This is a genomic window from Xenorhabdus beddingii, assembly GCF_002127545.1.
Taxonomy (GTDB): domain Bacteria; phylum Pseudomonadota; class Gammaproteobacteria; order Enterobacterales; family Enterobacteriaceae; genus Xenorhabdus; species Xenorhabdus beddingii.
In genome coordinates, this window is sequence record NZ_MUBK01000033.1 from 15,389 (window position 1) to 29,572 (window position 14,184).

A 14,184-nucleotide genomic window follows, 5' to 3' on the forward strand; every position below is an offset into this window, starting at 1 on the left:
AGTCAATCCCCGGATCAATAGAATCCGGGGATATTCAGAGCCTCCCCCCTGAAGGCTTAATGAAAGGTAATCATCCGCAGTAAGGTCATATAGTATGATTTCAGGCATCTTAGTATCACCAGGCATTGCTTTCGGTAAGGCATTATTGCTGAAAGAAGACCCTATCACTATCAATCATAAAAAAATTATTCCTGAACAGGTCGAACAAGAAATTTCCCGCTTTAAACAAGGCCGCGACAAATCTTCCGCACAGTTAGAAATCATTAGACAAACAGCCGAAAAAAACTTGGGTGCAGAAAAGGCGGAAATCTTCGAAGGCCATATTATGTTGCTGGAAGATGAAGAGTTAGAGCAGGAAATTGTGACTCTTATCAAGAAAAATCTGGCAACCGCAGATGCGGCCGTTGATTCCGTCATTGAAGATCAGGCCAAGGCTCTGGAAGAACTGGATGATGAATATTTGAAAGAACGTGCCGCCGATGTTCGCGATATCGGTAAGCGCTTGCTGAAAAATATTCTGGATATGCCCATTATCGATTTAGGCTCGATTGACGAAGAGGTCATTCTGGTCGCCAGTGATCTGACACCATCGGAAACCGCGCAGCTCAATCTGGAGAAAGTGCTGGGGTTCATTACCGATTTGGGAGGGCGTACTTCCCACACGTCCATCATGGCCCGCTCTTTGGAATTACCGGCCATTGTTGGTACGAGCAAGGCGACCAAACAGATCAAAAACGGCAGTTACCTGATCCTTGATGCGGTCAACAACCAAATTTACGTGGACCCATCTGATACCGAAATCGAGCAACTGAAAACAGCGAAAAGTGAATATCTGGCAGAAAAAACCGAGCTGGCAAAGCTGAAAGATTTACCTGCCATCACGCTGGATGGGCATCAGGTCGAAGTTTGTGCCAACATTGGGACCGTTCGTGATGTCAAGGGAGCCGAGCGCAATGGGGCTGAAGGTATCGGTTTATACCGTACCGAATTCCTGTTTATGGATCGCGATACCCTGCCAACTGAAAACGAGCAATTTGAAGCCTATAAAGCCGTTGCGGAAGCCGTTGGCAACCAATCCATCGTTATTCGCACAATGGATATCGGTGGTGATAAAGACCTGCCTTACATGAATCTGCCAAAAGAAGAAAACCCATTCCTTGGCTGGCGTGCAATTCGCATTTGCCTTGATCGTAAAGAGATCTTACATTCTCAATTACGTGCTATTCTGAGAGCTTCTGCATTTGGTAAACTTCGCATTATGTTCCCGATGATCATTTCAGTCGAAGAGATACGGGAATTGAAGGCTGAATTAGCGTTGCTCAAAGAACAATTACGCAATGAAAATAAGGCATTTGATGAATCGATTGAAGTTGGCGTTATGGTGGAAACACCGGCTGCTGCAACCATTGCTCATCATCTTGCGAAAGAAGTTGACTTTTTTAGTATTGGGACAAACGATCTAACTCAGTATACTCTTGCGGTAGACCGTGGTAATGAGCTGATTTCTCATCTTTACAACCCAATGTCACCTGCAGTGTTGAACCTCATCAAGCAAGTTATTGATGCCTCACACGCAGCAGGTAAATGGACTGGCATGTGTGGAGAACTTGCCGGTGATGAGCGTGCCACACTGTTGCTTTTGGGCATGGGATTGGATGAGTTCAGCATGAGTGCTATATCAATTCCAGGTATTAAAAAGCTCATCCGTAATACCCATTACGATGATGCTAAGGCACTGGCAGAACAGGCTTTAACTCAGCCAACAGCGCAGGAATTGATGGACTTGGTTGATACTTTTACCAGAGAAAAAACACTCTGCTAAATGTATTATACCCAAAATAATTCGAGTTGCATCGCGGCGGCAAGGGAGCTCATCCCCGAGAGCATAGCTAACTATGTGACCGGGGTGAGTGAGCATAGCCAACAAAGAGGCAGCTTGAAGTATGACGGGTATAGCCAGCACACGGTCCCATTAAAACAATTAGGAGAAGATTCATGGGTCTGCTTGATAAATTGAAATCTCTGGTTTCAGACGATAAAAAAAACAGCGGCAGTATTGAAATTATCGCCCCGTTATCGGGTGAAATAGTCAATATCGAAGATGTTCCGGATGTTGTTTTTGCCGAGAAAATCGTGGGGGATGGCATCGCCATTAAACCGGCCGGCAATAAGATTGTTGCTCCTGTTGATGGCACCATTGGTAAGATCTTCGAAACTAACCATGCTTTTTCTATCGAATCCGATAGCGGCATTGAGCTATTCGTCCATTTTGGTATTGATACCGTTGAACTGAAAGGCGAAGGTTTTAAGCGCATTGCTGAGGAAGGCCAGCGAGTACAGAAAGGCGATTTGGTTCTAGAGTTTGATTTGGCATTTCTGGAAGAAAGAGCTAAATCAACCTTAACTCCTGTTGTTATTTCCAACATGGACGAAATTAAAGAGTTATCTAAGGTCAGTGGATCCGTTGTCGTCGGTGAATCTGTCATCATGCGCATCAAAAAGTAACCGACCATCTTAGTTTGTGGATGGTTCATAAATCGCCACTGTTTTATCAGGTATTTTTACTTATACCCAAAATAATTCGAGTTGCATCGCGGCGGCAAGGGAGCTCATCCCCGGGAGCATAGCTAACTATGTGACCGGGGTGAGTGAGCGTAGCCAACAAAGAGGCAGCTTGAAGTATGACGGGTATATTTGATCTGATAACACAGAGGCGATTTTTTATGCAATCACTGCACTCCTCCCGATAAAAAACGCTTAATTAAACACCCCAGTCGATAAATACCTATCACCGCGATCGCAAATAATGGCCACAATAACGGCACCCGGATTTTCAGCCGCAATACGTAGCGCCCCGGAAACCGCCCCACCAGAGCTGACACCACAGAAAATCCCTTCTTGCTGCGCCAATAACCGCATGGTCGTTTCAGCTTCCACTTGGGTGATATCCAACGTCTGATCCACCAGCTCTTTCTGATAAATACCCGGCATATAAACCGAAGACCAACGACGAATGCCGGGAATATGGCTATTTTCCGCAGGTTGTAACCCCGTGATTTGCACCTTATTTGATTGAGATTTCAGATAACGACTCACACCGGTAATCGTGCCGGTTGTTCCCATACTGGAAACGAAATGTGTAATCCGGCCTTGCGTTTGCTGCCAAATTTCCGGGCCAGTCGTTTTAAAATGTGCCAGTGAATTATCCGTATTATTAAATTGGTCGAGAACCTTTCCCGCTCCATTTTTCTCCATTTCTTGGGCCAGATCTCGCGCACCTTCCATGCCCAACTCTTTACTGACCAAAATTAATTCAGCACCATAAGCCTGCATTGATGCCTGGCGCTCAAGGCTCATATTTTCAGGCATCAGTAATTTTAACCGATATCCTTTGACGGCTGCGATCATAGCCAACGCAATGCCAGTATTCCCGCTGGTTGCCTCAATTAAAACATCGCCGGGGGTGATTTCTCCCCGCAATTCTGCCTGCCGGATCATTGAAAGCGCTGCCCTGTCTTTTACCGAGCCGGCTGGATTATTACCTTCCAGCTTTACCCAAATTTCCGCATTAATACCTTCTGTGAGCCGCTGTAATTTTACCAACGGTGTATTACCTATAAAATCTTCCAAACTTGCCACAGCATTACCTAATTCAGATGAAAATGGATAACCAAATAATCATATTCAGAAAACGGTAGCAAGATATTAAGCAAAAAATCCCTGTTTCCTTTGATCAGGGGAAACAGGGATGAATATAGAAATCGGTCAAGTCAGGCAGATTCGGCTAATCTTAAAACTTTCAGTGGCAAATCCCCTGTATATAAGCGAGCGCCTGTTCCACCAATAAAATAATAATCCCCTCTGGCCGGAATAGAGGAATTATCCTGCCAAACAACAGTAAGCAATTCATCGCCCCATCCTATCGGTTGCACAGATAAGAGAGAAAAATGCCCATGCGGACTCGCTTCCACGATTTGAATTGGCAAGGGACAAGAAGCGGTCGGCTGTTTACTGAGCGTCATATCCCACGGGCGGAAAAAAACATCAACATTTCCTTGATGCAAGGGCGTAATATTTAATGGGAAAATTTTCCCACCCACCCAGAGCTGTGAACCCTTAATTTCACCGCGTAATTTATTGATTTCCCCCATGAACTCAAGGACAAAACGGCTCTCTGGTTCACGCCACACCTGTTGCGGTGTTCCAACCTGTTCAATCTGCCCGTGGTTCATGAGCACCACCCTATCCGCCACCTCCATCGCCTCTTCCTGATCATGAGTGACAAATACGCTGGTAAATTTCAATTCTTCATGAAGCTGACGCAGCCAACGACGCAATTCCGTGCGTACCTGTGCATCCAAGGCACCAAATGGCTCATCCAACAAAAGGATCTGGGGTTCTACCGCCAGTGCCCTTGCCAGCGCGACCCGTTGTTTTTGCCCACCAGAAAGCTGTGATGGATAACGGTCAGCCAAATGGGATAATTGCACCATATCGAGCAGTGCCATCACCTTACTACGCAGTGACTCACGACTGGGACGCTGACGGCGGGGAAGCGCAGTCAGGCCAAAAGCCACGTTATCGAAGACTGTCATATGGCGAAACAGGGCATAGTGTTGAAATACAAACCCAACCTGCCGATCTTTCGCATGTACCCGACTGACATCCTGACCATGAAATTTCAGTTGACCGGCATTCTGCTGTTCAAGCCCCGCAATAATCCGCAACAATGTCGTTTTACCCGAACCTGACGGCCCAAGCAGGGCAATCATTTCACCCGATTCAATATCCAGTGAAATTTCATTCAGTATCTGAGCACGACCAAAAGATTTACTGATTTTGCTGATTTCAATACTCATATCCTGTTCCCATCCCCTTGCTGACGGCTTAAACGCCATTGCAGCGCACTTTTGACAATCAGAGTCACAATTGCCATCACTGCCAATAAAGCGGCGGCCGTAAATGCACCCACGGTGTTGTAGTCCTGATACAGAAGTTCAACCTGCAAAGGTAGCGTATAGGTTTCCCCCCGGATCGCACCCGATACTACGGACACCGCGCCAAATTCGCCTATCGCCCGCGCATTGGTCAAAACAACACCATACAACAAGGCCCAACGAATATTCGGCAATGTCACACGCCAGAACATCGTCCAGCCAGAAGCGCCTAACAATATGGCGGCCTCATCTTCCTGAGTGCCCTGGCTCAACATCATCGGCACCAATTCACGCACCACAAACGGACATGTTACGAATACCGTGACCAATACCATTCCAGGCCATGAAAACATCAATTGAATGTCATAATCCGCCAACCCACTTCCCAGCCAACCATTGGCACCATAAAACAGGAGATAAAGCAGCCCGGCGACAACCGGTGAAACGGCAAACGGAATATCAATTAACGTCAGCAATAGTTGTCTGCCGGGGAATTGGAAACGTGTCACCAACCATGCCGTCATGACACCAAAAACCACATTAATGGGCACCGTGATAAGCGCAATCATCACTGTTAACCCAATAGCGTGCAGCATATCGGAGTCGAGAAGGTTCTGGAGAACGATATCCAGCCCTTCGGAAAAGGCAGTCAAAAAAATCCAGGCTATCGGTATCACCAACAATAGAACCGAAAAAAAGAGGCCGGAGCCAATCAGTAACCATTTTCCCCAATTGATCGGGGAACGCTGCGCCACGGTATATGCAGAAAATTCCGTCATTAACGTCCTCCTATCCGTTTTCCAAAGCGGCTTTGCAATATATTGACACTAAACAAGAGGAGTAATGACGCGGCAAGGATGACCGAAGCAATTGCGCTGGCAGCCGGATAGTCAAATTCTTGCAGACGAACAAAGATCATCAGGGAGGCAACCTCCGTTTGCCAGGCAATGTTGCCTGCAATGAAAATGACGGCCCCAAACTCCCCCAGGCTGCGGGTAAAAGAGAGCACTGTTCCGGCAATCAATGCGGGTGAAACCTCCGGCAAAATAACCCGCCGGAACGTTTGCCAACGGCTTGCTCCCAAAGTCTGTGCCGCTTCTTCATATTCAGAGCCGAGTTCTTCAAGAACCGGCTGTACTGTGCGAACAACGAAAGGCAGGCTGGTAAATGCCATTGCCACCGCAATACCCAGCCAAGTATTGGCGACTTTAATATCAAAGTCACTTAACCAGGCACCATACCATCCGGTTGCAGAGAACAGCGTCGCTAAGGTTAACCCTGCCACTGCCGTTGGCAAGGCAAACGGCAAATCCATCAAACCATCAAGTAAACTGCGCCCCGGAAATTGATAGCGCGTTAATATCCATGCCATCAACATGCCAAACACCATATTGAATAGACTGGCAACCAAAGCTGCCAACAGTGTTACCTTATAAGCAGCAACAACCTGTGGGTTAGCAATCACCTGCCAGTATTGGCCCCATGTCATGCTGGATAACTGCATCACCAAGGCACTTAATGGCAATAATAAGATAAGGCAGGTATAAAACAGGCTGCTGCCCAAACTCAGCCCAAATCCGGGCAAGACACGTTTGCTGGCCCCCCACATTATTTACGTCCTTCCATCAATAATTGCTCAAACATCCCACCTGCGTTGAAATGCGTTTTCATCACTTGAGGCCAGCTACCGAACTGCGCTTCCAGCCGAAACAACTGGGTTGCCGGAAAACGGGACTGCTGCGCTGCCATGACCTCTTTATCAACCACACGATAATTGAAACTGACGATGATCTGCTGTGCTGCGGGGCTATACAGATAATTTAAATACGCTTTGGCTGCCGCTTCCGTACCGTTTTTCTGGACATTTTTATCTACCCAGGCCACGGGGAATTCAGCCAGGATATTGACTGGAGGCACGATCACCTGATAATGGTCTTCACCGTATTGTTTACGGATGTTATTGATCTCAGACTCAAAGCTAATCAAAACATCCCCCAGCCCCCGATCGATAAAGGACGTCGTTGCGCCACGCCCTCCCGTATCAAACACCTCTACATTTTGCAAAAGACGCAACATCTGTTGACGCACTTTCTCTGGTTCCTGCGGATTTTGTTGTTGAAAGGCTCCCCATGCCGCCAAATAGGTATAACGCCCATTGCCTGAGGTTCTTGGGTTTGGGAAAATCAATTTCACGTCCTTACGCACCAGATCATCCCAATTCCGGATCTGTTTGGGATTATTTTTGCGTACCAAAAAAGCCATTGTGGAATAATAGGGAGCGCTGTTATTCGGCAAACGCTGTTGCCAATTGGCGGGGATGAAATTGCCACGATCATGCAGAACCTGAATATCCGTGACTTGATTATAAGTGACGACATCCGCACGCAACCCATGCAAAATCGCCAGTGCCTGTTTAGATGAACCCCCATGGGATTGTTTAATCGTCAATTTATCCTGTGGGTGCTGCTCATTCCACTGTTTCTCAAATGCCGGATTCAAGCTGGAAAATAGTTCTCGCCCAATGTCATAAGAACTATTCAGCAATTCGACAGCCAAGGCGTTGGTGCTATAAGCGTTGAGGCTGAACCAAAGTGATAGGGCAGCCAATCCGCTTAATAATTTCATTTTTATTGCCACTCTCTTCATCCAGCACCTTACCCATCACGCATTCAGACAATAATTTGTTCGATATCCAATAGATTTCAAGTCGCAGAACAACGGCAGGGAAGCCACTGAGGTGAGTGTGCGTAGTCAACAAAGCAGCAACTTGAAAGATGAAAGGTATACTGTATCCAGAATCTTTATAACAGGATAGTTTATTACCCACTGTTTTATATATCGAATTTTTATGAGCAATGATGAAACGCGATAAGATGCAGGGTATTAACCCGATCCGGGTTAGCCATCCCCGGAATTGGCAACGACAGTGATGAGCTGGAATGTCACGGTGCAACGGGGATACGGCTTATCACTCTGTGCACCGCGATTCAATCTTACAGCGCCTGCAATTGTGTCAATGAAGGGGCGAAATAGTAGCTTCCGGTCACAGGTTTGCTCATACGCAAGAGATCATCATGCTTACCATCCCGCTCACCAAACATACTCAATAACTGCTGTTCAATGTTATGCAGGCAATAACAGTAAGCAATAAAAAATAAACCCTGCTTACCACTCGCTGTACCGTATGGCAAACTTCGGCGTAAAATCGCCAGCTCTTCGCCATTCTCCTCAATGACAACGCGAGAAACGTGGGAGGTTTGATTACGGACATGCTCTTCCAGTTCGATGCTGTCTTTTTTTGTACGCCCAATCATCTTTTCCTGTTCTTCGTCAGAAAAACGGTGCCATTTATTCAGGTTATGCTCATAACGTTGCACGACGACGTAGCTACCGCCCTGATCACGGCCTTCTTGGATCAGCGCGACCTCTGCGCATTCACTGCCCTTAGGGTTTTCAGTACCGTCAATAAAACCACTGAGATCCCGCTCTTCAATCCAACGAAAGCCGTGAGTTTCTTCGATAACTTCAATAGCGCTGCCAAAGGCAGACAAGGCAGCTTGTGCCATAGAAAAATTAATATCATGACGCAATGATTGGATATGGATCAGCATGTCACGCTGTGTTGCCGGTGCCAGCCCCTTGCCGAGTGGCTGAAACGGTTTAAGCTCTGGAGCACTATTTATATTAGAGAGCGAATTTATATCAGATAGGGATTTTATATCAGACAAGGATCGCCATGCTTCAGGGCCAAATGCAATGACAGCACCTAATTTGTCATCCGGAAACTGCATTTGCAGCTCAGATAATGCCTGACAAAATACTTTACAGCCCCGGCGCACTGCTTCCAATTCAGTGGGTTGGATCATGGCTTCAATAAAAATACCAAAACGGCTATGTTCCAGCAAAATACCACTCTGTGCATGAGTCATGTTTTTTTCCTTTTACTAAAATGGATTAAAAATGAACGTTGCTCTCTGCAATAAAATATTCTTCTATCATACAGGTGGAAAAAAAGAGAGTTTTACTCCGACAGTCAACTCTCTTTGAGATTTTATCAGGATTTCCAGATAATACGTGAAATTTTCCAATTTTTGAGAATATCATCAGAAGGCATTAATCCCTCAGGACCGTTCCAAATCCCGGTGAAAACATAGCTGACATGCTGACTTTGTGGGGCGCTACAGACAACCGTGGGCTGCATCGTAAAATCATTGGATCTCTGACATGCCCCAAATGCTTTATCATACAGCTCGGAAAAAGGCATTCCTATTTTCGCTCCCCAAGCGGTTTTAATGCCCTCATCCAATACATCAATGCGATTAACCTTACCATTAGCCAGACCATAGAATGCGAGTTCCACTTGATCATCTTTCATTCCTTGAATCACGCTGCTCAACTTACCATTCTGCATTTCCATGCCACTACGCAAGCGATATTTACCTTTCAGGCGTTGTTCAATCGCCGCCAGAGTCATATCTGTCTGATTATTGATTTCTCCGACACCTTGGTCAGAAACGCTCAGGGAACTGGAAAACCAGTGCAAAGGCGATAATGAAGCCCATGAAAACCCCGGTGTCCCGGCACAAGCAGTTAACAAAAATGAACATCCAACCAAACTACTGACTGCCGTCACCCGTTGTTTAGACAACAAACCGAATACAAAAAATTTATCCATTACTATTTCTTACCTTAATTTCTTATGGGAAATAACTTGATATCTATCAGACCACATTCTTCAAAAAACATTCAGTTATGGATATTAATTTGATGTTAATAAAATATAAATAATGTGACATTGCATATTTGTTTAAAGAACAATCAGTATCATAACATTTCATTTCTAAAATACATTCAGGAGACAATGATGGATCTACCTACAGAACAGCCCATTAATTATCAGTTAATCTCTAGTTTTAATGTGTTAGAAGGAAAATCCACATCCTCCATCCCTGAACATTATTATTTATTTAAAGATGAAAATGGGGATATCCAGGTTAAAGTCATCTCCGATATAGATAATGAACAACCCGTCATGGCAAAAGATCTTCTTGTGATGGAAAACAACTATGTAAGGCTCTGGACTCGTTCCATAAACACCATGTTAAATAAAATAATGGCTGAATAATATAATCGGGTTCAGCCACCTATGCTCTTTTTATTTAACGATATTTAATCAATAATCAGACGTTTGTTAAAAATGGCACTTTCCTGCCCCAAATAATCATATTCCATCTTTTCACACATGCAAATCGTTGCATCATTTTCTTCTGGAACCATGATCAAGATACTTGGGCAGCCCCTTGCCAATAATTTCTTTTCCAAACGGGAAATCAGGGCATTGGCAATTCCCCTGCCCCTGAATTCAGGATGAACGCCCAAATAATAAGCATGGCCCCGGTGTCCATCATAGCCACCCATAACCGTACCAACCACTTCCCCAGCAACTTCAGCAACCAAAAACAAATCAGCATCATGGGTTAGCTTACGTTCAATATCTACTTCTGGATCACCACCAGAATGAATCAAATCACAGCGTTCCCAAAGTGTGATGACGGCTTCAAAGTCGTCTTGCCGAAATACCCGAATTTCCATAGTAAGTAAGCCTATTTAATAAGCAGTTGAATCAACATTAATTATCACTTCTTTTATTTTGGAATCAATATGAAAATGCGTTTACTGATACTAACAGGTATACTGCCAATATTCATAAACCAACCAAAATGAAAGCAGAAATGAATATACCTAATATATATTAGTTTAATGTTTTGATGTTTGTCCATGATTATAATTTTTATATTAAAATCAGACAATTAATTATTTCCCTACCTGTGCATTGTTCCAGTGCTTATTGACGTTTTCCCACTCTTGCAGCACACTGCGTATAAACATTTGTATAAATATCTTAGGTGATCATGGCTGCCGAACTAAACAAGCTCAGTGACAAAAAACTTAAAACCCTACACGGAAAAGAAAGGAACAATATTGAGTTTTTTGCCGATGGTGCTGGATTGAGTGCAAAAGCATCTAAAGTTGGTGGTATTAGTTGGGTCTTTACCTACCGACTTGATGGCAAGAAATTAAACCGCCTTACCCTTGGGCGCTATCCTGATATGCCCCTCAAACAAGCTCGTGAAACACGGGATAAATGCCGTAACTGGTTGGCATCCGGTAAAGATCCAAAGCTCCAATTTAACTTAACGATGCAAGAATCATTAAAACCAGTCACTGTAAAAGACGCTATCGAATATTGGATAGAACACTATGGCAGAGAAAACCGAGTCAATATTGATAGCCTCATTCGTCAATTAGAAAAACATATTTATCCCTATATTGGTGAAATGGCATTGTCTGACTGTGAAATAATATATTGGCTGCAATGCTTTGACAGAATGAAAAAGGAAGCTCCAGTGGCTTCTGGTGGTATTCTTCAATTGTGCAAACAAGCCCTGAAATTTTGCCGGGTAAGAAGGTATGCAATAAGCCATGTATTGGATGATTTAACTATTCAGGATGTTGGGAAAAAACAGAAAAAAGGTCAGCGGTATTTAGAAGATGATGAACTTGGGCAATTATGGGAGTCCATAAACGCAGGTGTCTATCTACCTTATTATAATAATTTATTGAAAGTTTTGGTTGTTTTTGGTTGTCGGACACGAGAGATCAGATTATCGAAATGTTCAGAATGGAATTTTAATTCCATGCTATGGACTGTCCCAAAAGAAAATAGCAAGACAGGTGAAAGAATTATTCGCCCTATACCGGAATGTATGAAGTCGTTCTTAGAAAGACTTATTTATCAAAATCATAAAAGTGATTACCTATTAGGCGAGTTAAAAAGCACCGAAACAGTATCAGAGTATGGAACTAAGATATGGAAAAAATTAGGTTATGCGGATAAATGGTCGCTACATGATTTAAGACGAACTTTTTCCACAAATTTAAATGATATGGGAATAGCTCCACATATTGTTGACCAGCTTTTAGGCCATATCTTACCGGGTGTCATGGCTATCTACAACAAGAGCCAATACCTACCAGAGAAACTAGACGCTTTAAACAAGTGGTGTGAGCGGCTAGATGTATTGACGGGTCATTATGAGAATGTGGTTATATTAAAGGCAGCTCAATAGTGGGAATTAATGAGTTTAATGATGAGCATGATAATTGTGATATATACGTAACAAATATCGCTTCCTTCCGTAATGATTTCTTTTAAGTAAAATACCCTCACAAAAACAATTAAACAGTGAGGGTAACATGACCATTCAATACAGCATTCCTACACCTGAAGAACGCCGCTCTATCCTTTCTGAATATGGCGAACCTTATGATCGTCTTATACGTGAAAAGGAACGCCAACACATTACCTCTATTTCCAGAACGTCAGCATGGAAACTGGAAAATGAAGGCCGTTTCCCTGCCCGTAAGCCACTAGGCCGCAATTCTTGCGCTTGGTTGCTTAGTGATCTGCTGCATTGGGTACGTAATCCGCCAACAGTAGAAAACATCAATAACCCGTATAGCCGTAAATCTGCCAATTAATACATGACATCATGAAAAAATCAACTGTCTTAATTGGCAGCGATCTAACTCACTCTAAAACTGGGAATAATTGGTGTGATGGTAGATATTAGCGATAGAGATTCTTTGAGATTAAGTAATTATCAATTTGATAGACAACCCTCTTTAAGAGGGTTAGTTAGAAATCGAAGCTCTTACTGGTTTGTTCATATTTTAGGCGCAACACCTAAAGCCAGAAGTTTTTCACGGCAGGCATCTTTGACCCATGAACTGAAATTACCTTTATCAGCAACTTCTTCAATTTGCTTAAGTAGCTCATCTTCAAAGCGAATTGTCCGGCGTGTACTGTTATTTCGCTCATATGGTTTTTTGCTTTTTTCATCTTGCATTGGTTCGAACCATTATGGTAGTTTATTAAACATTGGTGCGAACCATTATAAAGATGAGCACCATAAAAAAGCAATGCCCCGTAGTGGTGGAACACTGACGAGGCATCTGACCAAACCGTTAATAGAGGTAACGATTATGGCTGGTACACAGTCTAACCAAACTCGCCTTAAATTTACATTCCTAATTGTATCAGGCAATCAACGACTGATAGCTATTCATTCCATGTGTCCTATCTCCATTCAGGAGGTAAGCCATGTTTAAGATCATTATCACCACCACAAACCAGCGTACAGGCAAGGTAAAAAAAGCCACTGTCCGCTACAAATACAAGACATTGCGCGGTGCTGAAAAAGCCGCCAAAGGTATTCGTAGTTCTTGTATGCCAGATGATGAATCCCTCAATGTTGAAATAGTCAGAATATACGAGCGCAGAACGCCTATTTCACTGTCTCAAGCCATGCACAATACAAAGCTGGCGACTTCTTTATTCTACGTCATTCTTGAAAAAGCCAAGGATGAATGTTCTATCGATTTAAATAACCTGATTGCGTTGGCCTGTGATATCAATCAGGGCGTTTATCATGCGCTTCAAGCGGCTGTTTATGAGGAATAAATCATGAAGAAAACCTCATCACATGGAGATAACCGCCACCAAAGTAGTGAAAACATCCGCCCGATAGACCTTATCCATACCGTGAAGAACGCGGCCATAAATCACTGGCAAAGCCTGTTACCTGCCTGTGGTGTTGATGTTCCAACGCGGGGCAAACATAGTGCTTGCCCAATATGCGGCGGAACTGACCGTTTCCACTTCATTGATGATCACCATAACGGTGACTGGCATTGTCGCCAGTGTGATGAGCCGAATCACGGTGACGGGCTGGATTTAGTGGCAAGGGCGAAAGGGATCACGATTTTTGAAGCCGCTAAGTTAGTTTCTGGTGCGCTGGCGCTTCCCTTGCCAGAATTCAAGCCCGCCAAAGAAAAGCCCCGAACAGTAAAATCCATTGCGGAACGCATCGCGGCGCTGGTTGCAACTTCTGTCACGGGTGAATCTCAATATCTGGCTAAAAAGGGGCTGCAATGCCCCAATCAGCGGTTATTGAAAGACGGCGCTTTATTGCTGGTTACTCAAACTCTGGACGGCACAATCACAGGCGCACAGATCATCAAGCCCAACGGTGAAAAGCGCCTTGTCTCTGGTACGCAGAAAAAAGGCAGTTTTATCCCCGTATCCGAGATTACCGGAACGCCGGACACAATCATCATTACCGAAGGTTATGCAACGGCACTCACTGTCAGCCAGTTACATGAAGGTCGGGTACTGGCGGCGATT

General features: G+C 44.2%; 16 protein-coding genes. 7 read left to right on the forward strand and 9 right to left on the reverse strand.

Annotated features, from left to right (window positions below; genetic code table 11):
- The first annotated feature begins 94 nt into the window (after positions 1 to 94).
- Positions 95 to 1,822, forward strand: coding sequence for a phosphoenolpyruvate-protein phosphotransferase PtsI (gene ptsI, locus Xbed_RS16110; protein ID WP_086113903.1), 1,728 nt, complete (start codon positions 95 to 97; stop codon positions 1,820 to 1,822).
- Between the two features lie 173 nt (positions 1,823 to 1,995).
- Positions 1,996 to 2,505, forward strand: coding sequence for a PTS glucose transporter subunit IIA (gene crr, locus Xbed_RS16120; protein WP_086113905.1), 510 nt, complete (start codon positions 1,996 to 1,998; stop codon positions 2,503 to 2,505).
- A 252-nt stretch (positions 2,506 to 2,757) separates the two neighbouring features.
- On the opposite strand, the gene cysM is transcribed toward crr, so the two are convergent.
- The 7 genes from cysM to Xbed_RS16155 form a co-directional block, all read right to left on the reverse strand.
- Positions 2,758 to 3,639 (reverse strand): cysteine synthase CysM, encoded by an 882-nt coding sequence (gene cysM / locus Xbed_RS16125; RefSeq protein ID WP_086113906.1) that lies wholly within the window; start codon positions 3,637 to 3,639, stop codon positions 2,758 to 2,760.
- A gap of 131 nt (positions 3,640 to 3,770) precedes the next feature.
- Positions 3,771 to 4,859, reverse strand: coding sequence for a sulfate/thiosulfate ABC transporter ATP-binding protein CysA (gene cysA / locus Xbed_RS16130; protein ID WP_086113907.1), 1,089 nt, complete (start codon positions 4,857 to 4,859; stop codon positions 3,771 to 3,773).
- On the reverse strand, positions 4,856 to 5,716 hold the full coding sequence (gene cysW, locus Xbed_RS16135) for a sulfate/thiosulfate ABC transporter permease CysW (RefSeq protein WP_086113908.1): 861 nt from the start codon (positions 5,714 to 5,716) through the stop codon (positions 4,856 to 4,858). Before cysW ends, cysA begins: the two co-directional genes overlap by 4 nt.
- On the reverse strand, positions 5,716 to 6,546 hold the full coding sequence (gene cysT, locus Xbed_RS16140; RefSeq protein WP_086113909.1) for a sulfate/thiosulfate ABC transporter permease CysT: 831 nt from the start codon (positions 6,544 to 6,546) through the stop codon (positions 5,716 to 5,718). Before cysT ends, cysW begins: the two co-directional genes overlap by 1 nt.
- Positions 6,546 to 7,583 (reverse strand): thiosulfate ABC transporter substrate-binding protein CysP, encoded by a 1,038-nt coding sequence (gene cysP / locus Xbed_RS16145; RefSeq protein WP_086113910.1) that lies wholly within the window; start codon positions 7,581 to 7,583, stop codon positions 6,546 to 6,548. Before cysP ends, cysT begins: the two co-directional genes overlap by 1 nt.
- A 347-nt stretch (positions 7,584 to 7,930) precedes the next feature.
- Entirely contained in the window at positions 7,931 to 8,866 is a 936-nt protein-coding gene (locus Xbed_RS16150; protein ID WP_086113911.1) for a Dyp-type peroxidase, read from the reverse strand.
- A gap of 125 nt (positions 8,867 to 8,991) precedes the next feature.
- Complete coding sequence (locus Xbed_RS16155) at positions 8,992 to 9,612, reverse strand: RpoE-regulated lipoprotein (protein WP_086113912.1); 621 nt, start codon at positions 9,610 to 9,612, stop codon at positions 8,992 to 8,994.
- Between the two features lie 186 nt (positions 9,613 to 9,798).
- Between Xbed_RS16155 and Xbed_RS16160 the strand changes: the two genes are divergently transcribed.
- Complete coding sequence (locus tag Xbed_RS16160; RefSeq protein ID WP_208612261.1) at positions 9,799 to 10,062, forward strand: hypothetical protein; 264 nt, start codon at positions 9,799 to 9,801, stop codon at positions 10,060 to 10,062.
- A gap of 44 nt (positions 10,063 to 10,106) precedes the next feature.
- Here Xbed_RS16160 and Xbed_RS16165 read toward each other — a convergent pair whose 3' ends face one another.
- Positions 10,107 to 10,529 carry a GNAT family acetyltransferase gene (locus tag Xbed_RS16165; RefSeq protein WP_086113914.1) on the reverse strand — a complete coding sequence of 141 codons (423 nt, stop codon included), beginning with the start codon at positions 10,527 to 10,529 and terminating at the stop codon, positions 10,107 to 10,109.
- A gap of 320 nt (positions 10,530 to 10,849) precedes the next feature.
- Between Xbed_RS16165 and Xbed_RS16170 the strand changes: the two genes are divergently transcribed.
- Both Xbed_RS16170 and Xbed_RS16175 read left to right on the forward strand, forming a co-directional pair.
- A complete protein-coding gene (locus Xbed_RS16170; protein WP_086113915.1) occupies positions 10,850 to 12,067 on the forward strand; it encodes a tyrosine-type recombinase/integrase in 1,218 nt (405 codons plus the stop codon).
- 127 nt (positions 12,068 to 12,194) lie between these two features.
- Entirely contained in the window at positions 12,195 to 12,479 is a 285-nt protein-coding gene (locus tag Xbed_RS16175; protein ID WP_086113916.1) for a helix-turn-helix transcriptional regulator, read from the forward strand.
- A 185-nt stretch (positions 12,480 to 12,664) separates the two neighbouring features.
- Here Xbed_RS16175 and Xbed_RS16180 read toward each other — a convergent pair whose 3' ends face one another.
- Positions 12,665 to 12,847: a YlcI/YnfO family protein gene (locus Xbed_RS16180; protein WP_086113917.1), complete on the reverse strand. Its 183-nt coding sequence runs from the start codon at positions 12,845 to 12,847 to the stop codon at positions 12,665 to 12,667.
- Between the two features lie 254 nt (positions 12,848 to 13,101).
- Here Xbed_RS16180 and Xbed_RS16185 point away from each other — a divergent pair, with 254 nt between their 5' ends.
- Both Xbed_RS16185 and Xbed_RS16190 read left to right on the forward strand, forming a co-directional pair.
- On the forward strand, positions 13,102 to 13,461 hold the full coding sequence (locus tag Xbed_RS16185) for a hypothetical protein (protein WP_086113918.1): 360 nt from the start codon (positions 13,102 to 13,104) through the stop codon (positions 13,459 to 13,461).
- 3 nt (positions 13,462 to 13,464) lie between these two features.
- Positions 13,465 to 14,184, forward strand: a 720-nt coding sequence (locus tag Xbed_RS16190; protein ID WP_086113919.1) for a primase-helicase zinc-binding domain-containing protein, incomplete at its 3' end; no start/stop codon positions are given.